Origin of the sequence: Acinetobacter sp. ACIN00229, from assembly GCF_016106645.1 — a bacterium.
GTDB lineage: Bacteria > Pseudomonadota > Gammaproteobacteria > Pseudomonadales > Moraxellaceae > Acinetobacter > Acinetobacter oleivorans.
In genome coordinates this window covers 149338-173200 of sequence record NZ_JADWOM010000001.1, presented here as the reverse complement: position 1 = coordinate 173200, position 23863 = coordinate 149338, and the positions used below count along the sequence as shown (strand labels likewise).

18 protein-coding genes and 1 tRNA gene are annotated in these 23863 nt (G+C 39.0%); 10 read left to right on the top strand and 9 right to left on the bottom strand.

Going from position 1 to position 23863, the window contains the following annotated elements; genetic code table 11:
• Positions 1-44 precede the first annotated feature (44 nt).
• Positions 45-881: a 16S rRNA (cytidine(1402)-2'-O)-methyltransferase gene (gene rsmI / locus I7H67_RS00710; protein ID WP_009390409.1), complete on the bottom strand. Its 837-nt coding sequence runs from the start codon at positions 879-881 to the stop codon at positions 45-47.
• A 208-nt stretch (positions 882-1089) separates the two neighbouring features.
• Here rsmI and I7H67_RS00705 point away from each other — a divergent pair, with 208 nt between their 5' ends.
• From I7H67_RS00705 to I7H67_RS00695, 3 genes are all read left to right on the top strand, one after another.
• Entirely contained in the window at positions 1090-1491 is a 402-nt protein-coding gene (locus I7H67_RS00705; RefSeq protein WP_003652834.1) for a YraN family protein, read from the top strand.
• 77 nt (positions 1492-1568) lie between these two features.
• On the top strand, positions 1569-2276 hold the full coding sequence (locus I7H67_RS00700) for a BON domain-containing protein (protein ID WP_005303429.1): 708 nt from the start codon (positions 1569-1571) through the stop codon (positions 2274-2276).
• Between the two features lie 3 nt (positions 2277-2279).
• The gene (locus tag I7H67_RS00695; RefSeq protein WP_151987249.1) at positions 2280-3143 is read left to right on the top strand and encodes an alpha/beta hydrolase; all 864 of its coding nucleotides are present in this window, start codon (positions 2280-2282) and stop codon (positions 3141-3143) included.
• A gap of 28 nt (positions 3144-3171) precedes the next feature.
• Here I7H67_RS00695 and nudC read toward each other — a convergent pair whose 3' ends face one another.
• From nudC to dnaQ, 3 genes are all read right to left on the bottom strand, one after another.
• Entirely contained in the window at positions 3172-3915 is a 744-nt protein-coding gene (gene nudC / locus I7H67_RS00690; RefSeq protein ID WP_005303431.1) for an NAD(+) diphosphatase, read from the bottom strand.
• Positions 3915-5558 carry a chemotaxis protein gene (locus tag I7H67_RS00685; RefSeq protein WP_198306832.1) on the bottom strand — a complete coding sequence of 548 codons (1644 nt, stop codon included), beginning with the start codon at positions 5556-5558 and terminating at the stop codon, positions 3915-3917. The genes nudC and I7H67_RS00685 overlap by 1 nt, the downstream gene beginning before the upstream one ends.
• Positions 5559-5688: 130 nt before the next feature.
• Positions 5689-7065, bottom strand: coding sequence for a DNA polymerase III subunit epsilon (gene dnaQ / locus I7H67_RS00680; protein WP_198306831.1), 1377 nt, complete (start codon positions 7063-7065; stop codon positions 5689-5691).
• Positions 7066-7298: 233 nt separating this feature from the next.
• Between dnaQ and I7H67_RS00675 the strand changes: the two genes are divergently transcribed.
• The 6 genes from I7H67_RS00675 to I7H67_RS00650 all read left to right on the top strand — a co-directional run bounded on the left by I7H67_RS00675 (position 7299) and on the right by I7H67_RS00650 (position 17459).
• Complete coding sequence (locus I7H67_RS00675) at positions 7299-10514, top strand: lytic transglycosylase (protein ID WP_198306830.1); 3216 nt, start codon at positions 7299-7301, stop codon at positions 10512-10514.
• 15 nt (positions 10515-10529) lie between these two features.
• Positions 10530-12365 carry an extracellular solute-binding protein gene (locus I7H67_RS00670; RefSeq protein WP_198306829.1) on the top strand — a complete coding sequence of 612 codons (1836 nt, stop codon included), beginning with the start codon at positions 10530-10532 and terminating at the stop codon, positions 12363-12365.
• A gap of 31 nt (positions 12366-12396) precedes the next feature.
• Positions 12397-13449 carry a microcin C ABC transporter permease YejB gene (locus tag I7H67_RS00665; RefSeq protein ID WP_198306828.1) on the top strand — a complete coding sequence of 351 codons (1053 nt, stop codon included), beginning with the start codon at positions 12397-12399 and terminating at the stop codon, positions 13447-13449.
• On the top strand, positions 13449-14459 hold the full coding sequence (locus I7H67_RS00660) for an ABC transporter permease (RefSeq protein ID WP_198306827.1): 1011 nt from the start codon (positions 13449-13451) through the stop codon (positions 14457-14459). Before I7H67_RS00665 ends, I7H67_RS00660 begins: the two co-directional genes overlap by 1 nt.
• Entirely contained in the window at positions 14434-16029 is a 1596-nt protein-coding gene (locus tag I7H67_RS00655) for an ABC transporter ATP-binding protein (RefSeq protein ID WP_198306826.1), read from the top strand. The genes I7H67_RS00660 and I7H67_RS00655 overlap by 26 nt, the downstream gene beginning before the upstream one ends.
• Before the next feature lie 185 nt (positions 16030-16214).
• Complete coding sequence (locus tag I7H67_RS00650) at positions 16215-17459, top strand: NADH:flavin oxidoreductase/NADH oxidase family protein (RefSeq protein WP_192455425.1); 1245 nt, start codon at positions 16215-16217, stop codon at positions 17457-17459.
• Between the two features lie 5 nt (positions 17460-17464).
• Here I7H67_RS00650 and I7H67_RS00645 read toward each other — a convergent pair whose 3' ends face one another.
• From I7H67_RS00645 to pyrC, 5 genes are all read right to left on the bottom strand, one after another.
• Positions 17465-18148 (bottom strand): glutathione S-transferase, encoded by a 684-nt coding sequence (locus tag I7H67_RS00645; protein WP_198306825.1) that lies wholly within the window; start codon positions 18146-18148, stop codon positions 17465-17467.
• Between the two features lie 228 nt (positions 18149-18376).
• Positions 18377-20491, bottom strand: coding sequence for a TonB-dependent siderophore receptor (locus I7H67_RS00640; RefSeq protein WP_198306824.1), 2115 nt, complete (start codon positions 20489-20491; stop codon positions 18377-18379).
• A gap of 183 nt (positions 20492-20674) precedes the next feature.
• Positions 20675-20750: transfer RNA gene (locus tag I7H67_RS00635), tRNA-Glu, on the bottom strand.
• An 18-nt stretch (positions 20751-20768) separates the two neighbouring features.
• On the bottom strand, positions 20769-21431 hold the full coding sequence (rnt, locus tag I7H67_RS00630) for a ribonuclease T (protein ID WP_002117536.1): 663 nt from the start codon (positions 21429-21431) through the stop codon (positions 20769-20771).
• The gene (gene pyrC / locus I7H67_RS00625) at positions 21416-22450 is read right to left on the bottom strand and encodes a dihydroorotase (RefSeq protein WP_004793881.1); all 1035 of its coding nucleotides are present in this window, start codon (positions 22448-22450) and stop codon (positions 21416-21418) included. The genes rnt and pyrC overlap by 16 nt, the downstream gene beginning before the upstream one ends.
• 149 nt (positions 22451-22599) lie before the next feature.
• On the opposite strand from pyrC, the gene I7H67_RS00620 reads away from it, so the two are divergent.
• Entirely contained in the window at positions 22600-23862 is a 1263-nt protein-coding gene (locus I7H67_RS00620; RefSeq protein WP_198306823.1) for a GGDEF domain-containing protein, read from the top strand.
• Position 23863 lies beyond the last annotated feature (1 nt).

Here is a 23863-nt window from a genome sequence, read left to right as displayed (position 1 = left end):
GTGATGACAAAGAGTCTGTGTCATCACCATATCTAATTAAAAAATTAAGATTGTGTTAACTCGAGCGCACGTTGATAAGCGACTTTCTTCTTAATTCCTGTTAAATCGGCAGCGAGTTGAGATGCTGCTTTAACTGATAAGTCTTGAAGTAAACGTTTTAAAAGTTCATCTAGTTTTTCTTGTTCTAGATCTGTTTTTGCAGCTGCACCACCCACAACCACTACAATTTCACCTTTTTCTTGGTTGTGGTCATTTTCAATGAAGCTGACCAAATCTTTTAAGGTCATTTTTTTAATGGTTTCAAAGGTTTTGGTAATTTCACGTGCAAACCCTACAGGGCGGTCTTCACCAAATACCTGAGCCATATCTTTAATAGACTCTAAAATACGATGAGGGGCTTCATAGAAAATTAAAGTCTGGGTTTCATTCTTAAGTTTTTCTAATTGAGAAATACGTTGCGAAGCTCTAGATGGTAAAAATCCTTCAAAGCTAAAACGATCACTCGGTAAACCTACCGCACTTAAAGCAGCAATAGCAGCACATGCGCCTGGCACTGGAACAACTTTAATACCGTTCTCTTGAGCAGCACGGACTAATTTAAAGCCTGGATCACTGATGAGCGGTGTACCTGCATCACTAATTAAAGCAACGCTATCGCCAGCAAGTAATTTTTGAACTAACTGCTCAATTTTATTGCTTTCATTGTGGTCATGGCATGCAGTAAGTTGAGTCGATATATTATAGTGCTTAAATAATTGTGCTGATTGACGCGTATCTTCGGCAGCTACAATAGAAACTGATTTTAAAATATCAATTGCACGGAAAGTCATATCATCTAAGTGCCCGATTGGGGTGGCTACAACAAATAACTGAGCACTCATTTGGTTTTACTCCGTACAGATAAACAATTTTAATGGGGTAGTTTACCCGAAATTATGATTTGGGCGTGAACAATGTCTGCTAGCTTGAGCTTTTCGAAAATGATCTGATTTTCATTTGTTCGATTTAGAACTGATATGTCAGATGAATTTAAGAAAATAACTTACGTATAAAAACATCTAGAGATGCTTTTCATTGGGGAAAATAAAAATGTTATTAGCGCAGCAGTTGGGGAAATGGGCAGAGCAAACTGCTTTAAACCTTTTACAAGCACAAAACTATGTATGGGTCACAAGTAATTACCATTCACGCCGTGGTGAAGTGGATTTAATCGTCAAAAGAGGGCAAGAGTTAGTTTTTGTTGAAGTAAAAGCACGCACTATAGGAAATTATGGACAAGCTTGTGAAATGGTAACGTGGACAAAACAGAAGAAAATTATCAAAACTGCGATGCGTTTTTTACAGCGCTATCCATCTTATCAGGATTTTTATTGTCGTTTTGATGTGATTTGTTTTGATTTTCCACAGAAAATTGCAAAAACAGTACAGCATGACTTTTCAAAATTCCATTATGATCTGCAATGGATCGAAAATGCATTTACTTTGGATTAAGAGTTCATTACTCTTTTGAGCAAATTTAAGTCTGATGCTTTATGATCAAGCCAAGAAATTGATAGGAGTCTGGTGGAGTGTTAAACCGTATTGCTGTAACAATGCTTTGTGTCGCAAGTTTATCAGGTTGCGCAAGTTTTATTTCTGGTGGAACAGGCACAGCTCCAGTGGGCACAGATAGCGGTGTCCGCAGTCTAGGCCAAGTATTCATTGACTCTTCAATTAAACGTACAGCGAATATCAACATTTATAAACTTGATCAACGTTTCAAGCAGTCACGTATTAATATTGAAAGCTTCCACAGTACAGTTTTATTAACTGGCCAAGTGCCAGACCCGTACTTGAAACAATTGGCAGAAGACAACCTTAAAGCCATGAGTGATGTGAAAGCCGTACATAACTATATTACGGTGGGTAACAAAGTTAGCTATAACACCATCATGCAAGATGCGGGTGTAACAGCAAATACACGTGCTCTTTTAATGAAAGCGCCAGTTGTATCGGACAGTAAAGTACTTGTCCATACTGAAGATGGTGTTTTATATGTGATGGGCCGTTTAAATACCGCTGAAATTAATGATTTAAATAATGTGCTTCAAAATGTTGGTAACGTGACCAAAATTGTGACGCTCATTGATAATGTTGATTTGGCGCCTGCTCCAGCAGCGAGTACTGGTAGCACAACGACTACACCAATTATTAATAACGTCATTGCTCAGCCAACAGTTCAAACACCTGTTGCAATTGATCCTGACCAAACAGATCCTGCTTCGACTGCACAGTAATATATGAATCTGATTGAACAACTACAAAGCAAAATTGAACAGGCGCGAACTCTCTATAAAGAGTTCCGCCTGTATGATTTGGGGAGTTTTGCTTTAAACCGTTTTACGCCAAAAGATGGTTTTGAACAGGTTCCAAATGTTCGTTATGGGCTAAAGCCTCGCCACCGTTTGGATATTTATCGATCTGTTAAAAAACTATCTCATCAGCCTCTCATTGTCTTTGTGCATGGTGGGGCGTGGCAACATGGTAATAAACGAGATTACCTTTTTATTGGTGAGACCTTTGCCAAAGAAGGCTATGACGTTGCTGTGATTAACTATCAGTTAGCACCTAAAAATATTTTCCCAAGTTTTGTTGATGACCTGACTCAGGCATTGAATTATTTGCATCAAAACCAAGACAAGCTAGAAATCTCTACAGAAAATATTGTACTTATGGGGCATTCAGCAGGCGCATTTAATGTCATGTCTGCTGTTTATCACCCTGATTCAACTAAAATTGAGTGTCTAGGGAAAATTAAGGCAATAATCGGTTTAGCTGGGCCTTATCATTTTGACTATAAGGGTGACCCACTGGCCGAAGATGCGTTTGATCAAGGCATCTCTTATAAAGAAGTCATGCCATATTATTTCGTCAATCAAAATAATATTAAACATTATCTTTTAATGGCTGAAAATGATCAGATTGTGAAAAAACACAATACTTTAGATATGGATCAAGCGCTTAGAGAGAAGGGTAATCACAGCCATATCGCCGTGATTCCTAAAACTGGACATATTACAATTTTGGCTAGCCTTTCTAGTTTTATTAGTCATTATTTCAGAACTAAAAGAACGATCTTACATTTTCTTGAAGAAGTGTTTTAAGCGAGAATATCGCTTAAAACACGGCAAATTACCCTGCTTGGGTAATCTGCATAATCATTGAATGAGCAATACTGCCTTTAAATGGAATTTCAGGTAATTGATCAATCTTGAAGAATTGTGCATCTGCAATTTCTTCTTCTTGCAGCTTAATTTCACCAGACTCATATTCTGCTCTAAATGCAACCATAAGGTTACTTGGGAACGGCCAAGGCTGACTTGACATATACTGAACATTTTTAAGTCTTAGGCCTACTTCTTCAAAAGCTTCGCGTTGTACCGCTTCTTCAAGCGTTTCACCGACCTCGACAAAACCTGCAATCAAACCATACATGTTGGTTTTATTGTGGACTGACTTCGCTAGTAAGATTTCATCATCACCTCGAGTAATGACCGTAATAATGCACGGGTTTACACGAGGGTATTGGTGATAGCGACAAGAAGGGCACACCATTGCATATTCAGTTGGATGAACTTCTGTTGGGTGTCCGCAGTGACTACAAAACTTATGATTGCGTCGCCATTCAAGTAATTGTACAGCGCGGCTTGCTTGCAAGAACTGTTCTTTCGACCAACTTGTAATGAGTTGACGAATTGGAACCAGTTGTAAGCCTTCGGGAATGGGTTCCTCAGCAAGCAAGTCACGTGCAATGACCTGCTCATCATGAGTGAAAAGTAAATCACTTGCTAACTTTTCGACTTTGGGTAGTTGAAGGTTTTGATCAACCAGTAATTGTTGATGATGAAAAATATAAGCAAGTGATAATTCAGACATTAAGCTGCCTTTTCTTGAAGTTGTTGACTACTCGACAATGCTACATTAAACATGGATTGTAGAACAGGTTGTTTATTTTTTAAATTGTCAACCAACATGTCAAGGCCCGCTAATACGTTAAAAATACAGTGAATTTGGTCTGTATTAAAAGGCTGGTTTTGCTCAAGTTGTTGTTGAACAAATTGAGCAGTTTGAAGTAAAGCATCTTGTTGAATGGCACTTCCTAGGAATTCGGCCGCGCCTGCTAGCTCTTTTAGTGAACCTGCAATTGCTTCAATATTCTGTGTTGAATCATTTGCATATAACGTAAGGCTCTGACAAATAAAATCAATTAGATTTTTTGTCTCGGTGAGTAAGGCTTGATGTGCCTCATCAAGGCGATCTAAAGAAATATTCGTATTATTCACGTTAAGTTGTAAGCGGCTAGACGTATATTGGCGGACCAAAATACCAATTGAGTTCATGGCAGACAAAATGCTGTCCATAAGCTGCTGTGCATAGTTTTCATTACTTAATATATTGAGCTGACTTAAACTGCTCGCTTGTTGAGAAAGCTCAACTGAGGCTTCATCAAGGTTAAGTAGTTTGAATGTATAAGCGAGCTGTAAAAGACTCGTTTGCAATTGTTGTGCTTTTTCAGTCGACATATTTTGATAGTTATATTCAATATCGTTACGCACTTTATTCATTTCGCTCAAAATCAATTGGCTCACAGAGTGCATGGTGTCGAAGTCAGGGCCAAAAAGATGGCGGCTTAAAACCAGTAGTTGCGTGTCTGTTTGTATTTCATCGCCTATATGGAGTTGGTTGCGAATATGGTGAGCAACCTCATCTTCTTGAGCAATAACTATACTTAAAATATCTGCAAGTGCAGGCAAATCAGGCTTGAAAGTTTCCGGCATTGCTAAGAACTGACCAATATAACTTTCAATATTAATGAGTACACGTAGGCGTGAATCATTTAAAAGCAAGTTATCAATATGGTCAAAAGTATAATTTACGAGTTGCCAATATTGTTGGCTTGGCTGGTGTTTTGCCAAGCTGACCAAATAGGTACCGATCAGTTTAAAAGCTTGATAATGATGATTAGATTCTGTTTTATTTAAAAATTGATGCAGAGATAGTTTATAGAGTTGATGGATAAACTGAGTTTTTTCATTAATGAATACTTCTGGGAATGGAAGTTCAAACGAAGCATTTGCAAGTAAAGGAGCAATCGCTTGCCCAGAAGAGGTCAGTGGTTTATTTAAAGCTAATTCTAAATTATTTAAGGTATTAAGAAGAAACTGAGGAACTTGTAATTCACGCAAGCAGATAAACTCAATATATCGCTTTACCATGGTCGTGCCTTCACTCAGCGCAACGACATCGTCGGTATTAATTTGGGTTGGTTTCGCAATAATTTTTTGCATCAGCTCAGTTGAATATTGAGTGATTTTTGCAAGATAGGGGATATCAATTAAACGTAGGACCTGAGTGCATTGCTTAAATTGTTCTAATGCATCATCAATACCAAAAGGGAGCGTTTGTTCTTCAATTAAAGTGCTTACTGCACCTTCAACCAGTTTTATTGAGCGATCAATTTCATGTTTGATGATGAGTAAAGCTGTTGGATCGAAATGAATCGAAGTATGCTCAGACATAAACGTTCCCCTTTGAAAAAAAATCAATTGTTATATTCGTAGTGCTCGGTAATTTGAGCTAAAAATCTATGTGACTAATATAACTTAACTTACAAAGGGGAAAAGCTAAAAACGCTAAAGAATCAAAAATTTATTTTGCAAAAAGGCAAGGTTCTCCATGTTTTTTCTCAAATTCTTTGACCCAAGTCTCATGTGTATTTAGCTCTTCTTCAGAAGGGTAAATAACTGGTAGGTCAATTTGAATCCTAGTTTTATTTGTTGTGTTCTGGCTATTTTCACTTTGGGATAAGGCATCTATATCAAAAGAAACCTGTCCACCTGTCATTGCTAGGTAAACGTCTGAAAGAATTTCAGCATCGAGTAATGCACCGTGGAAGGTACGGTCACGTGCCGGAATTTCATAACGTCTTACAAGGGCATCAAGCGAGTTTTTTTGTCCCGGATGTTTGCTTTTTGCTAAAGCTAACGTATCTGTTACCTCACATACTTCGGAAAGCGCGGGAAGACCAGCGCGTCTAAACTCCATATCAAGGAAGTTCATATCGAAGGTTGCGTTATGGGCAATAATCTCTGCGCCTTTTAGATAATCAAAGAGAGTGTCGGCAATTTCCGCATAGAGCGGTTTATCTTTTAAGAAATTATCACTGATACCATGGATATTTTCTGAGTCACCCACTGGTTTTTGCGGGTTAATATAAATATGAATTGAGCTACCGGTAAGTTTCCGGTTAATCATTTCAATAGCGCCTACCTCAATAATTCGGTCGCCATCTTGGAAATAAAAACCAGTGGTTTCCGTATCGAGAATCAGTTGTCGAGGCCCTTGTAATTGTAATTTGGCTTCAGTCACAACAATTTGAGGATGAATATTATTAATGGGTTGCTTACTTTCTGGCTCAGCAGCTTCAACTTCAATAACTTCTTCTTCCACAATAATCATCTTAACTTCTTCGGGCTGTTCAAGATCAATATTATCTTCTTCGGCTACTTCTGCCATATCAAACCCAAAAGGGTCATCAAGCAACCAATCCTCTTCAGGCTTTTTTATATCTTGCAGGGCAGTCGCTAGAACTGTTTTTTTTTGAAGTGCTGTTTGATCGGCTCCGATATTTGCAAGCTCATCGGCCATTTCGTTGCCTGCATGTCCAGCATGGCCTTTAATCCAGTTCCACTCAATATTTCTACCTGCACATACAGCATCTAATTTTTGCCAAAGGTCAGGATTTTTTACATCTTTCCAGTTTTTCTTTTTCCAGCCATGAATCCATTCAGTAATGCCTTGCTTCACATAATTTGAATCTGTCCAGATAATTAAGTGAGCATCGGGTGGGCAAAATGAAACGCCTTCAATCGCAGCAGTAAGCTCCATGCGGTTATTGGTTGTCTCAGGTTCACCGCCAAATAATTTATGCTCACCCTGCTCGGTAATGACATATGCGCCCCAACCACCTAAACCCGGATTGCCACGACATGCACCATCAACATACAGTGTGATTGTTTGAGACATAAATCGAAACCTAAACTAAAAGAAAAAGAACTGAATATGGTGTATTGTATACGCAAAAAGTTCGGTTCCATCGTTACAAAGCAAGGTTTTTTTAATTTCTTGTAACATTTCCATGCAAATGACATCAAATTATTGCCTTGTCTATCTTGCACGCTTTACTACAATGGCATCGAAGACCTAGGGTTTGTGGCCAGACCCCAAAAAAATATTACGCGAGTTGTTTGGAAGTTTTTATGTATAAACCAACCACATTTGTGTGGCAGCCATCTGCGGCATCATTGTTCAAAATTACCGTACTTAGCTCTGCTTTAGCTGCGTTGGGTATTACAACAGGCTGTTCATCGACTCCGCAATCTGCAAAAACCTCAAAATCGAAACAGGTCAGTGGTGCAGGTTATTTAGATGCGAGTAGTCTTGACTCTTTGGAAGACTTACTTTCAGCAACCGATATGCGCGCTGTAGAAGGCGATCGTCTGCTTATTTTGAAGCATGGTGATGTCTGGAAGCGTATGTCTGTGGGTTTCAAAATGGACTTGAATCATTGGGATTCACGTATTGAAGCTCAGCGTAGCTGGTTTATTTCTCGTCAGCCTTACCTTGATCGCTTGAGTGCTCGTGCCAGTCGTTATTTGTACCATACTGTAAAAGAAGCTGAACGCCGTGGACTACCGACAGAACTTGCATTATTACCTGTAATTGAAAGTTCTTATGACCCCGCTGCAACAAGTAGTGCAGCAGCAGCGGGCCTATGGCAGTTTATTCCAAGCACTGGTCGTATTTATGGCTTAAAGCAAACTGGTATGTATGATGGGCGCCGAGATGTGGTTGAATCGACTCGCGCAGCTTATGAGTTTTTAGGAAGTCTCTATAACCAATTTGGTTCTTGGGAACTTGCATTAGCTGCCTATAATGCTGGCCCTGGACGTATTCAGCAGGCGATTAACCGCAACCAAGCTGCTGGTTTGCCAACTGATTATTGGTCATTAAAATTACCTCAAGAAACAATGAACTATGTTCCACGTTTCTTAGCAGTTGCTCAAATTATTAAAAATCCAAAGGCTTATGGTGTAGAACTACCACCTATTGCAAATAGACCCCATTTCCGTGAAGTGACTTTATCAGCACCTTTAACGTTAAATGAAATTGCTTCTACAGCAGGATTAAGCCGTGCAGAACTTTATGCATTGAACCCGGGATATCGTGGTGAAGCAGTAGACCCTGCGAGCCCAATGCGTATTTTGATTCCAGCAGATTTAAGTCCTTCAATTGATAATAAATTAAAAGGCAAAAAAACGGGTGGTAGCTCGGGTTGGTGGGCAAATGCAACTTCACCGTCTACACCGACAACTGTTAGTCCTTCTACTACAGTGACAACAAGAACAACACCAACAACACAAGTTCAGCCAGTTAAACCTTCTTCACCAGTGAAGAATACTTCAACGATTTCAAAATCTACACCACGTGGTTCTGATGCATTGGCTGCCTTTGCAGCATCAGCGGATGTACCAAGTGCGCCGCGTATTCCTGTAGCTGTGACCAATGCAGCTAACATTACGAAGCCTGTTAAGATGGAGCCACCAATTTCAGCTGCAGAGCGTGAGAAGATTTTAGCGGCAGTACGAGCTGAAGGTGAGAAAGAAACAGTTCAACAAGCTTTAGAGCCGCAACCAACACAAGCTGAAAAAGATCAAGTCGTTGCTGAATTAAAAGCAATCGCGCCTAAAGGAACCGAAATTGTCGATCCGTATGATGGCAAAATTAGGTTAACCGCAATTCAGACGAGCCAGTCAGTTGCAGAGCAACAAGGTAAAGAGGTCAGTAGAGGTTTTGCCTATCCAAAAACTTTAGCTGAAGACGTGACTGTAGCTAACTCTGAAGATGGACAGCGTAATAAAGACAAACCTTACATCAAGACTGATACTGATGTAGTGGTTGTACAGCCTAAAGGTAAGCGTAGTACCTATACTGTTTTACCGGGTGATACGTTGGCCGTTATTGCAATGAAAAACGGGGTAAACTGGCGCGATGTTGCTAAGTGGAACCAGATTGACCCTGAAAAGACGTTATATGTAGGTTCAACACTTTACCTCTATGATGCTAAACCACAAGAAACTCAAACAACATCTAAAAGTACAGCTAAACCAGATGTATATGTAGTTGAAGCTAACGACAGTTTAAGCGGTGTTGCTAATCAGTTTAATTTGTCAGTAAGACAATTGGCTGAATATAACGATTTATCAGTAACAGATGGTCTATTTGTTGGGCAAAAACTACTGTTAAAAGAGCCGAAGAATAGTCGCTCAAGTGCTAAAGTCGAGCCGAAAGCAGTTCAGGCAAATGCAAAACGTATAGCAACGAAAAGTTATACTGTGAAGCGCGGTGAATACCTTAAATTGATTGCAGATCGTTATGCGCTCTCGAATCAGGAACTTGCTGAATTAACGCCTGGTTTATCTGCGGGTAGTAACTTGATGGTTGGCCAAAAAATTAATGTGCCAACACAAGATATTTCTGTAGATGAAGTTGCTGAAACTAAAACTTCTAGTAAATCTGAGAAGGCTGCTGCTAGTATTTCTTATAAAACAGAAGGCTATAAAGTACAGCGCGGTGATACTTTATCGAGTATTGCAACGAAATCAAAAATTAGCCTAGCTGAGTTAGCCGAGTTAAATAACTTAAAAGCAAATAGTCATGTACAGCTTGGTCAAACGATAAAAGTACCAGCAGGGTTAAGTGTTCCAGAACAATACGTTGTAAAGTCGGGTGATAGCTTAAATGCGATTGCGAGTAAATATAACTTGCAAACAGGTTATTTGGCTGACTTAAATGGTTTGTCTCGTACTGCTGGGTTACGTGCTGGTCAACGTTTAAAACTCACAGGTACAGTTGAAGAAGAAGCACCAACTAAGCCTTCTAAAAATACTAAAGAAGAAACACCAGAAACGTATACAGTCAAATCTGGTGATAGCTTAGGTAATATCGCTAACCGTTATCACTTACAGTTGGACTACCTTGCATCATTAAATGGTCTTTCACGTACCAGTAGCGTTCGTGTAGGGCAACGTTTAAAGCTAACAGGTGATGTACCTACAGTAGAAACAGCTAAAGTTGATACCAAGTCTTCAACTAAAACAGTTGCGGCTGGTAAAAACACTGAAAGATATACTGTTAAATCTGGTGAGTCTTTAAATAGTATTGCGAGCCGTGCAGGTATTTCAGTGCGTGAACTGGCTGAAATGAATGCATTAAAAGCGAGTGCTAATTTACAGCGTGGTCAAAATATTGTGATTCCAAAAACTGTTGTGGAATACAAAGTGAAGCGTGGCGATACATTAATTGGCCTTGCCAGCAAATATGGTTTAGAAACCAATTTCTTGGCTGAGCTGAATGATTTGACACCTTCTACTCAGCTTCGCATTGGCGATGTCATTAAAGTGCCTAATTTATAAAATAATTAGCAACTTATGCATAAATCATATTTTCAACTGAGCCTGCTAGTCGGGCTCAGTGTCGTTTCTCATGCTGTTTTTTCTGCACAGCAAACCACTTCATATATAGCGATTCATTCCAAGCCTAAATATTTAGGAATGCTGGCTATGCCATATGCAAATCCTAATGCACCTAAAGGTGGTTTGTTAAGTCAGGCGGCTCAAGGAACTTTTGATAACCTCAATAGTATGAATGGTAAGGGGAATGCTACAGAAGGCGTTAATTATCTTTTTGATACTTTAATGACCCAATCGCTAGATGAGGTCGGGGTTTTATATCCTCTTTTGGCAGAGAAAGTTACTTATGATCCAGAAAAAACGCAGTCTGTTACTTTCTATTTAAACCCTAAGGCGCGTTTTAGTAATGGACAGCCAGTCACTGCGGCAGATGTTAAATTTAGTTTTGATGCATATCAGACTAAGTCCAATTTAGGTTTACAGATGTACCTTGCTGATTTGGCAAAAACAGAAGTAATAAATGCCCATCAAGTAAAGTTTAGTTTTAAGTCTACGCATAATCCTAAAATGCCTTTCATTTTGGCAACCTTACCGATTTATTCAAAAACAGATTGGCAAAAAAGAGACTTTAGCCGAATTACTCTACAACCAATTGTTGGCTCGGGACCTTATGTGGTTGAACGAGTTGATGCAGGTAGAAGTATTAGTTATAAAAGAAATCCGAATTATTGGGCAAAAGACTTGCCTATTAATAAGGGGCGCTATAATTTTGATCGTTTAAAATATGTCTATTATCGAAATTGGGATATTGCTTTTGAAGGGTTTAAATCTGGGCAATACACTTTGCATGAAGAAACTAACCCAAAAAAATGGGTAACCGATTATCGCTTTCCAGCCGTAAAAGCAGGGTTAGTTACTCAATATAAGTTCCGTCACCATAACCCAATTGCAACTGAAAGTTATGTCTTTAACACACGACGTAAACCTTTAAATGATATTCGTTTTAGACAAGCCTTAACCTATGCCTATGACTTTGAATGGCAGAATAAAGCTTTGTTTTATGGTCAATATCAACGCCTTCAAAGTTATTTTGAAAATAGCGAATTGGCTGCAACGGGTCAGCCTTCGAAAACTGAATTAGCAATATTGAAACCATTGCTGCCTAAGTTATCTCCAATAATGCAAAAGGGTGTTTTAGCAGATTGGAAATACCCAGTGTCGGATGCGAGTGGATTTAACCGTCAAAATTTATTAATTGCGCGGCAGCTGCTTATACAGGCTGGTTATAAAGTTAAAGATGGACAGTTGTTGACGCCTGAAGGGAGAAAAGTTCAGCTTGAGTTTTTAATTCAACAAGATGGCAAACAACGAACACTCATGCCTTTTGTCCGTAATCTTAAAAAACTCGGTGTTCAAGTTAATTTACGTCAAGTCGACGCTCCTCAATATTTAGAGCGCACCCGCCGTTACGACTTTGATATGACTACGATGAATTTGCCGCAATCTCTCAATCCGGGCAATGAGCAGACTCAGTTTTGGGGGAGCATCGCCGCAGCGCAGGATGGAAATTACAATTATGCTGGAATTCGCAACCCCGTAATTGATCAAGTGATTTCAAAACTTGTTGCGAGTAAGAGCCGTGACCAACAGATTATTTATACTCGTATTCTCGATCGATTACTGAGGGCTGGTTATTATCAAATTCCGACCTATGGTAAAGGTGAAAACTGGTATGCTTATTGGAATATGTATCAACAACCTAAAACTAAACCAGCACTTTCGTCTGGAATAGATTATTGGTGGAGTGATGCAAATAAAGCCAAAAAAGTTGCCAAATATTTACATCAACAATAAAAAGCACCTGCCATAAAGGAAATCCTGTTATATGGGTTCATATATTCTCAAGCGACTTCTTTTAATGATTCCCACATTGTTTGTCATTTTATTGATTAACTTTGTGGTTGTGCAAATTGCACCGGGTGGGCCAGTTGAGCAAGCAATACATCAAGCTGAAGGTGATTTGGGAATTGGACGTGCATTAAGTGCAGAGACTTATTATCAAGGTGCTCAAGGTTTGAGCCCTGAAATGGTTGAACAAATTAAGGCGCAGTATGGCTTTGATCGTTCTGCTCCTGAACGTTTTTTCCTCATGTTAAAAGGCTATTTAACTTTAGATTTTGGACAGAGTTTTTTTAAAGATAAACCAGTCGTGCAATTGCTGTGGGACAAAATGCCTGTTTCTATTTCGCTTGGGATGGTAAGTACTTTTCTGATTTATTTAATTTCGATTCCGCTTGGTATTAAAAAGGCGAGACAGCAAGGTTCATGGTTTGATCGCTCCACCTCGTTAGTTCTTGTGGTGGGATATGCTGTACCAAGTTTTGTATTCGCTATTTTGCTTGTGGTTTTTTTTGCAGGTGGCTCTTATTTTCAATGGTTTCCATTACAAAATCTTGTGTCAGATAATTTTCATCAACTCAGTCTTTGGGGCAAAGTTACCGACTATTTATGGCATATGACTTTGCCACTTATTACGATGGTATTAGGCGGTTTTGCCAGTTTAACGTATTTAACCAAATATTCGTTTTTAGAAGAACTCAATAAACCCTATGTTTTAGCTGCTTATGCAAAAGGATTGAATAGCCAGCAAGTCTTATATAAGCATGTATTTCGTAATGCTATTTTAGTCGTACTCGCAGGGTTGCCAGAAGTGCTAGCGGGTATTTTCTTTGTGGGTAATCTCTTTGTAGAAATTATTTTTCATTTAGATGGTGTGGGTTTATTGGGCTTTGAAGCCATTGTCCAGCGGGACTATCCTGTTATTTTTGGTGTCCTATTTTTCTTTACTTTATTTAGTCTAATTTTACGTCTCATTTGCGATGTGCTGTACCAATGGATTGATCCTCGGGTTCACTTTGACGCACAAGGAGGCAAATAATGTCTTTGATTGTGCGGACACGATTACAACGTTTTAGACAACATAAATTAGGTTGGGCCAGCTTTATTTTATTTAGTCTGATTTTGATTTTGTCATTAGCGGCGGAGTTGATTGCTAACGATAAGCCGCTGTTAGTGAAGTATGAAGATTCTTACTATTTGCCTGTGTTAAAAACTTATCCTGAAACTGCGTTTGGCGGAGTATTTGAAACAGAAGCTGATTATAAAGACCCTGCTGTACAAGCGCTTATTGAGGCTAAAGGATGGGCAGTTTGGCCGCTCATTCAATTTTCATATCAAACACCCAATTTAGACTTGGCTGTTCCTGTACCGTCATCACCCTCCAAGCAAAATTGGTTAGGAACAGATGATCAGGGAAGGGATGTTTTAGCCCGCATTCTTTATGGATTAAGAGTATCGTTGCTTTTCGGTTTAGCCTTAACCTTTTGTTCCGCTTTATTTGGAATTACCGTAGGTGCCATTCAAGGTTACTATGGCGGTTGGGTAGATTTATTAGGACAACGTTTGGTTGAGGTCTGGAATGGCTTACCCATGCTTTTTATGGTCATGATTTTAGTCAGTATGTTTGTTCCAAATGTATATTGGCTATTTTTCATTATGTTGTTTTTTGGCTGGACCGTTTTGGTGGGAATTGTCAGAGCAGAATTTTTAAAAGCTCGCCAGCTTGATTATGTACGTGCAGCCCAAGTTTTGGGAGTGACCGATCGCGCTATTATTTTTAAGCATATTTTGCCCAATGCGATCAGTTCGAGTTTGTCTCAGTTACCTTTTATTTTAACGACCAATATTAGTGCTTTAACTGCTCTTGATTTTTTAGGGTATGGACTGCCGCCCGATGCAGCCTCATTAGGCGAGTTATTATTACAAGGTAAAAATAATTTAGATGCGCCATGGCTAGCAATTTCTGGCTTTTTTAGTCTGGCTATCGTTCTTTCACTTTTAATTTATATTGGGGAGGCGGCCCGTGATGCGTTTGACCCAAGAAAATAATTTAAATATCACCTCAACGTTGTTAAAGGTAGAGCATCTTTCGGTTCAAACCAAAGACCAAAAAGTTTTATTAGAAGATCTAAATTTTTACTTAAGCGAAGGTGAAACACTCGCTATTGTGGGCGAGAGTGGTTCAGGTAAATCGATGAGTTGCTTAGCAATAATGGGATTGCTGCAAGAAAAATTAGAAGTAACGGGTCAGGTCTGGATTGGCTCAAAAAACATGCTTGAGTTAGATGAGAGAGCTCAATCATATTTACGTGGTCGAAAAATCGCTATGATTTTTCAGGAGCCTGCTACTGCGTTAAATCCGCTACATCGGGTTGAGAAAATTGTAGGAGAAAATCTTCTTTTATCAGGTTGTTCAAAACGCGAGGTTCGACAGCGAATAGTTGAGCTGCTAAAAGATGTGGGAATTGTTGAACCCGAACAAATTTTAAAACGCTATCCACATGAGCTCTCTGGTGGACAAAAACAACGTGTCATGATTGCGATGACATTGGCGCTTCAGCCTAAAATTTTGATTGCTGATGAACCTACTACTGCGTTGGACGTGGTCTTACAGATACAAATTTTAGAGCTATTAAAATCTTTACAAGCAAAATATGGAATGGCACTTATTTTAATTAGCCATGATCTGAATTTAATACATCACTATGCTGAGAAACTGATTGTATTGCAAAGTGGGCGTGTAGTAGAGCAAGGTGAACTGAGCCAAATTTTTGCAAACCCTAAAACAGCTTATACAGCACAATTGTTAGATCATGATTTTGGAAGTGCAGAGTCTAGACCCGCTCAGCAGAATGTTTTATCACTTCGACAGCTCAGCGTGCAATTTCCTATAAGAAAAGGAGTTTTAAATCGCTTTCAAGGATATTTCACTGCAATAGAAGATTTGAGTTTCGATCTTGCACAAGGTGAATCACTGGGGGTAGTTGGTGAAAGTGGTGCGGGTAAGTCATCTTTAGCTCTGGCTTTGGTTCAGCTTATTAAGAGTAACGGGAAAATTGTTTTTTTAGGGCAAGATTTGAATCAGTTACAGCCAAAAGTGCTACGGTTGATGAGATCAGATTTTCAACTTGTATTCCAAGACCCATTTGGCAGTTTAAACCCCCGTATGACAGTAGGGCAGATTATTGCTGAAGGGTTAAAGTTAAAAGCTGTGAATGAAAAAGAGGTAACCCAGCAAGTTGAATCTGCTTTGGTAAAAGTTGAATTGGCGGAAGATTTTCAACATCGTTACCCTCATGAACTTTCAGGCGGGCAACGTCAACGTGTCGCCTTAGCCAGAGCTTTGGTGGTTCAGCCTAAACTTTTAATTTTGGATGAACCTACATCGGCCTTAGATCGAACCACGCAAAAAGCTATGATTAAGTTGTTGCGACAATTACAGCAGGCTGAGCAGTTAAGTTATATTTTTATTAGTCATGATCTAAATATAGTGAAATCACTGTGCCATAAAGTGATGGTATTACGTCATGCTAAAGTTGTTGAATATCAGGAAACTGAACTCCTATTTTCTAAGCCTCAAACTGAATATACCAGACAATTAATTAAAGCATCTCTTTAAGATTTTATTTTAATTATTTGTTTTTTAATAGAATAAATCTAATTTTAAACTTATGCAAAAGTTGCATATTTTTATATTCTTTAAAATTGACATGTGCTATTGTCAGTTATCGATTATGTCTTGATACGCTCAATAACTCATTTAAATTAGAGTAATTGCTCTATAATTCAAAAAAGAGGTTAACCATGAACCAGATTGCTCAACCCATCACAATTCGTAATACCACCTTTAAAAACCGAATTATTAAAGGTGCGATGAGTGAGGCGCTTGCAAATTATGAAGGCCAACCAAATGATTTACATTTGGGCTTATATGGTGCTTGGGCAAAAGGTGAACTTGGCTGTGCCATTACGGGCAATGTCATGGTAAATGCTGGAGCAAAAAATGAACCGGGTGTTGTGGTTATTGAAACTGAACGTGACCTTGATCGATTAAAAGAGTGGGCGGCCTTAGGTAAAAAATATGGCATGGTGCAATTGATTCAATTGTCACACCCAGGTCGTCAGTGTCCCAAAGGTTTAAATAAAGAAACTGTGGCGCCATCGGCAGTACCTTTTAGCCCAGCTTTAGCAACCATGTTTGGAACGCCACGTGAACTTACTCATGATGAAATTCTAGATATTATTAATCGTTTTGCGAAAGCAGCTCAGATCTGTGAAAAAGCAGGTTTCGAAGGCGTGCAATTGCACGGCGCACATGGTTATTTAATTAGTCAGTTTTTATCGCCATTAACCAATAAGCGCACAGATCAATGGGGCGGTTCAGTTGAAAATCGTAGCCGTTTTTTATTAGAGGTTTATAAAGCGGTACGTGAAGCAACCTCAGAAAATTTTATTATTTCCGTGAAGCTTAACTCGGCTGACTTCCAGCGTGGCGGTATTAGCGAAGAAGATGTGATTTCAGTGTTTAAAGCAGTAGATGAAGCTGGTATCGATTTAATTGAAATTTCAGGCGGTACTTACGAGGCACCAGCAATGGCTGGAGCTAAGGCGGATAAGCGTAAAGCTAGCACGATTGCGCGTGAAGCATACTTTTTAGATTTTGCTGAGAAAATCCGCCAGTATGTTAAATGTAAGCTCATGGTGACAGGTGGGTTCCGTACTGTAGCGGGCATGAATGCTGCACTCGCAAGTGGCGCATGTGACTTTATTGGTATTGCTCGCCCATTTGCCGTGGAAACCGATTTAACAGAACGTTTAATTGCAGGGCAAGACGTGCGTTATGCCGTAAAACCGATTAAAACAGGTTTACCTTTTGTGGATAAAATGGCAATTATGGAAATTATTTGGTATGCCGCTCAATTTAAAACCATTGGCAAGGGTAAAAAACCAAATCCAAAACTTTCACCACTTGTGGTGTTTTTAAATTATGCCAAAGGCAATATTAAAGCGGTGATTCAAGGACAAGTGAATTCGCGTAAGTCTGCATAATTTCATTACCATGCAGTGGTCCAGTAAGCGTTAAATGTAGAAGCAGACCATTGGCCTTTAATTAAAGCATTGTTAAAGGCAGGTCTGTTTTCTATTTGGGCAAGATAACGGTGTATATGTTTAAACTGACTATAATTTTGTGAGCAAGCTAGTAATGGAAACCACATCAAAATATCAGCAATAGTAAACTGATCTCCGGCAAACCATGCATGTTGCTCTAAATGTTCATCAATCATTCTCATTTGTTGTTGTAGTGATTGATTGAGATAGCCTTGATCGAATCCATATTTTAAAAGTTTAGGAATGAAACGGATCGGAAAAGGTGTGCGCTCTGCAATTTGGTGAAAGATTTGTTTGAGTACTAAATCGGGAATGAATGTTGCCTCACAATAATTTTTCCAATAATAAAAATTTAGGGGTTGTTGGCTTGATAGGCTGTTCGGTCCCAATTGTGGGTGTAAATGAGATAGGTAATCTAAAATTGCTGAGGTTTCAGCTAAGACTGAAGTCTTTTCTTGTTCAATAATTTCGAGAGTTGGAAATTTTGATAATTGATGAGGTGAGTTTTTATCTTCGCCTATGCCTGAATGATCTTTAATAGTGAGTTCATAGTCGAGTCCTAATTCTTCTAAAAACCAAATGATGCGTTGAGAGCGCGAATTTTTTAGGTGAAATAATCGAATTTGCATGTCATGTTCAAATTATAGTTTTGATCTATGTTGAGTATAGAACATAATTTAATTATAAAAATATTTATAAATCAGTAGATTATATTTTTTTATAAAAGTAGCTTAATAAAAAGCCACTGCCTTAAAAATGCAGTGGCTTTTTAGTGTTTGATATCCCTAACGAGATCTGACCTACAAGTTTGTCGCCTTGAAGAGACTACCGTATATCAGATCTTTTTATAGTTCAGTTTAGAACGTATAGCTCATACCTAATTGAACCGTACGTGATTCACCCGGATAAGCATATAAATTGAAAGCACTTTCATCATAAACTTTGTCAAAAATATTTTTCAGATCTAAGGTAAGACGAACTTTTGGTGTCGCTTGATAGTAAGAAACCAAATCTGTAACCGCATAACCTTTCATGGTGTAAGTACTATTGGCTGTTTGTCCTGCACGCTTATCAATATATTTTTGATTAATTCCTAGACCTAAGCCTTCTAAAGGGCCATCCTGAAACTCGTAGATATTTAAAAGATTAAAACTATTCTTTGGAATATTGGCTAAGGTGGTTCCTTTTTTCAAAGTATTGTCTTTGCTGACTTCTGCATCTGTATAGGCATATCCACCAATAATTTTCCAAGCTGGAGTAATTTGCCCTGCAACATTTAGCTCAATACCTTGGCTGCGGACTTCACCAGCAGCAACTTTATAGGCTGAATCTATAGGATCTAGAGTTAAGACATTTTCTTTTTTTGCATAAAAAATAGCAGAGTCAACCGATAGCATATTGTCGAGTGCTTGCCATTTAAAGCCTAACTCGTAAGCCATGCCTTCTTCTGGGTCAAAACTTTCTCCATTACGGCTAGCACCAGTGTTTGGTTTAAAAGATTTTGCAGCATTGCTATAGATTGAGAGGTCATCACGAGCTTTAAAAACCAACCCTAAACGTGGAATAAACGCATCATCACTGGTATTCCAGTTTGCAGTATTCGGTAATAGGTTTTTGTAATCATGTTCATAGTGCTCAAAACGCAAACCCAGTAGCGCGCTTAAGCGCTCATTTAAATCGATTTGGTCTTGTACAAAAAGAGCAGTTGTTTTTAAGTTTTCACGGTCATGTGTCGTAACCCGATTAAGCTCAGGCAGCGGTTGGCCTAAAACAGGATTATAAATATTAATAGGGTAACTACCGACATCACCACTTGAACGAATAATGTATGACTTGTAATCATAATTTTCATATTCAAGCCCAGTCACTAAGGTATGTGTTAAACCTAAAAGCTGGAAATTACCTGTTAAGTTAATTTGGGCATCTGTATCTTGCCATTTCAATTCACGATAGTTGTAATTCCGGCCTAAAGTTTCACCGTCATTTTGAATACCATTTGCCTCTACTGCATAGCCATGCAATTTGCCATTTAAATATTGCACACCAGCATTCAGCTTCCATTCATTTCCAAGGTCGTGCTCGACTCGTAATTGAGTCATATTGTTATCATTGTAGAGTCGATTATTGTATTTACCCGTTTCCCACAAATAAGTGTCTGGTGAACTAATAAAAGATTTCTGACCTGCATAACGTGTTTGCCCACGGTCAAGCGGATGCTGATTTCTTAAAATATCGGCTTCAAAGGTAACTTCAGTCGCGTCGGAAGCTTGCCATTGAATGACTGGCGCAATGCCGTAACGTTTAGATTCGACATTGTCGCGATAACTATCGCCACCTTCTGCAATCACATTTAGACGATAACCGATGTTCTCTGCATTAGGTACAGTTCCTGTCGTGTCTACCGTGGTGCGGTATAAACCTTCATTGTTAAGCTGGGCACCTAAAGTAGTTTGTTGCTCAGACTTTGGTGTTTTAGAAATTAAGTTAAAAGTACCACCCGGATCACCACGGCCATACAAGCTAGAAGAGGGACCACGTAAAACGTCTACGCGTTCAATCGTGTTGCTATCTGGAGCGTTCGGATAACCGCGGTTAATCGGGAATCCATTACGGTAAAACTCACCGCTAGTGAAACCACGAAGGTTAAACCCTGTTAAGCCTTGACCCCCAAAGTTATTAGCACGAGTAACACCGCCAGCTAAATCAAGCACTTCGATTAAACGTGTTGCTCCAATATCTTCAATTACTTTTTGAGTCACCACACTGACAGATTGCGGCGTATTTTTTAATGCAACTTCACTTCGTGTTGCGCTACTTGAACTATCAACTTTGTAGGTTTGGTCAGCTGTCTGTTGGGCTTTAATTTTGATAGTTGCAAGGGTCGTTGAGGAATCATTAGTTTCTGCGAAAGCACTTGAGATACAGCAGAGCTGAGCGATGCTCAGGGAGAGGAGGCGAAGCTTAAGATCCATTTAAAACCTTGTTGATAATAAATATCAGTATAAAAATAAGAATTATTATATTGTAAATCTATGTAAAGGAAATACTGTATCAGTGATATTTAAATACAAATGTATTTTATTTGGAAATAAGAGAGGTTAAAACAATAAATAGAATGTTAAGAAAAAAAAAGAAATTTTATAAGAATAGAATAATGGCGTCCCTACGGGGATTCGAACCCCGGTTACCGCCGTGAAAGGGCGATGTCCTAGGCCTCTAGACGATAGGGACGTTGAGGATGGCGGTATCTTAAGAAGCCGCCACCAAACTGTCAAGTAGATAAGGAGACAGTTTGTTCAAAATATAGCAAAACAGTTCAGCAGTCTTCTGAGTATCGTATAAAGCAGAGTGTGCTTCTTTACCATCGAACTCAATTCCAGCTTGAATGCAGGCTTTAGCAAGGACGGTTTGTCCAAACATAACAGCACTTAAAGTAACTGTATCCATGACTGAAAAACTATGAAAAGGGTTCTGGTTTTTTGTGCTTGTACGTGCAATTGCAGCTTGAACAAAACCAAGATCAAAATGAGCGTTATGACCGACCAATACTGCATGCGTACAGTGTTGCTGTTTACGAACTTCATTGACCGACTTAAAAATACGGCGTAATGCAGTGCGTTCATCTTCAGCCATTGCTATACGCATTGGATTGAATGGATCAATACCAATAAAGTCTAGCGAACGGCGGTCGAGGTTAGCCCCCTCAAATGGGTTAATGTGCGCATGAAATGCTGGACCAGGGACAAATTGTCCCTGAGCATCATACACAATTGGAATGCATGCAATTTCTAGCAATGCATCTGTCTGGGCATTAAAACCTGCCGTTTCAACGTCAACAACAACAGGTAAGAAGCCACGAAAACGTTGGCCAATGACCGGGACAGAGGTTTCTTGTGTCACACTTTTCTCCATTGCAGCGTTTTCCCGGCATGCAGCGGGATAATTTTTTGATCATCTAAATAATCAAAAGATTCTGGGACAAGGTTATCTTCTTTTACCAAAGTAATGGTAGAAGTATTACGTGGTAGACCGTAGAAGTCTGCGCCAAAATGGCTAGCAAAACCTTCTAAGCGCTCTAATTTACCCACTTGGTCAAATGCTTGGGCATAAAGCTCAATTGCATTAGGTGCACTATAACAGCCCGCACAGCCACAAGCATTTTCTTTTGCATTTTGTGAGTGAGGAGCGCTATCTGTACCCAAGAAAAATTTAGGGTTACCACTCGTTGCAACTTCAAGCAAAGTTGTTTGATGTGTTTGGCGCTTTAAAATTGGCAAACAGTAAAAATGCGGTTTAATGCCACCGACCAACATATCATTACGGTTAAATAATAAATGCTGAGGAGTGATTGTTGCCGCAACATTACGGTCATGCTCTAAAACAAAATGAGCCGCATCGCTTGTTGTAATGTGCTCAAGTACCACTTTAAGTTTTGGAAACTGTTTTAAGAGTGGGTTGAGTACTTCGTCAAGGAAACGTTTTTCACGGTCAAAAATATCGACATGGTTATGAGTTACTTCACCATGAAGTAATAATGGAACTTGATGTTCTTCTAATTGTTCAATAACTGCATAAACCTTACGGATATCACTCACACCATTATCAGAGTTGGTGGTTGCGCCCGCTGGATAAAGTTTAATTGCATTTACATGTCCAGATTCTTTAATTTTACGAACTTCGTCTGGTGAGGTGAAGTCAGTAAAATAAAGCACCATACGCGGGTCAAAATTGAGACCTTCTGGAACATGAGCAAGAATACGTTCACGGTAAGCCAGCGCTTCTTCCACAGTCTTTACTGGTGGAACAAGGTTTGGCATACAGATCGCACGAGCAAACTGTTTAGCCAAATCAGGTACAGTACGTTTTAATGCTAAACCATCACGTAAATGTGCATGCCAGTCATCTGGCTGGAGCAGGGTAATAGAGTCCAAGGCAGTTCAAACTTCGAAATAAAACAAATGATAATCGATAAAGTGTGAAAATGGTAACGAGAATTACGGACAAATGGCAAAATAAAGCGCAAGAGGCCTCAAAAAATAATGTTATATTTTGTTAATGTGTAAGAGGTAGGAATCGGGTAGTGGTAAATAGGGGAAATGTACAGGAATTACTCAAAGCAAAAGAAGAAATAGAATATCTGGTAACTTTACATACCCATCGTTATGCCAATACACCTTTGCCTCATCAATTAGAAAAAAAGTTCTGGTGTTTAAATCTTGAACGAACTAAACAAAATATCTCCAAATTTTTAGCAAGTGGCGTTCTCACCTATCTCATTTTTATTTTATTAGCGCTCCCTACAGACTACTTGGTGATTGGCGTACCTTACATTACTTGGGACTTTATTTATTGCTTACTGAGTGCAATTAATATTGCTTGTGCGCTGCTGCTATTTTGGGTTTTTGCCAAGTTTAAAAAACTCACTAAATATTTTTACGTCGCTGCGTGCGGGATTGTATTTTTTACCATTATTTTCAATGCAATGTTACTGCTTAGTGTAGGAAATATCGCTCTTAAAAATCAGTCGATGTTGCTACTTTCTTTTTTATATATGCTTGGCTTTATTTTGAGTGGTATAAAGCCTCTACATATGCTTTATGTGGGTTTAACAGCAGCAATTTTTGTTTTTTCTTCATTGATTTTATTGCAAGCGAATTGTGACTATATTGCTTTGGGACGGGCATTGTTTGGTAGCTGTATTTTAGGTTTTTCAATTAGTACGATGCTTACGTCTAGGGAAAGAAGTCTTTTTTTAAATAATCAGCTTGCTGAGCTTAACGAAAAGATTTTACGTATTGAGGCATCTGAATTGCTTCATTTAAGTCAGCAAGACGCACTCACTAAAATTTCTAATCGACGTACTTTCGATGAGATGTTCGACTTCTTTTACTATCGGGCAAAACAAGAGCAACGACCATTGGCCGTTTTATTTATTGATATCGATTTTTTTAAGAACTATAACGATTTTTATGGGCACCAGATGGGGGACAAGGTCATCTCGTCTATTGCCTCTGCAATTAAGAATTCGATTCGTCATGTTGATTTTGTTGCCCGATATGGCGGAGAAGAGTTTGTGGTTCTTTTGCCAAAAACACCTGCTCAAGGTGCATATGCTGTAGCTGCTAATATTTATAAAGCGATTGAGCGCCAAGCGATTCCTCATGCTGCATCTTTGGTCTCTACGCATGTAACGATTAGTTTGGGTTTTACTGTTTACACAGAGGGCTTGAAAGTTACTCAGGAAAATTTAATTCATGCTGCCGATCAAGCTTTATATCGGGCTAAGCAGCTTGGGCGTAACCAGATTTATTATCAGACTTTACAAGTCGCCGAAATTGCCTAAA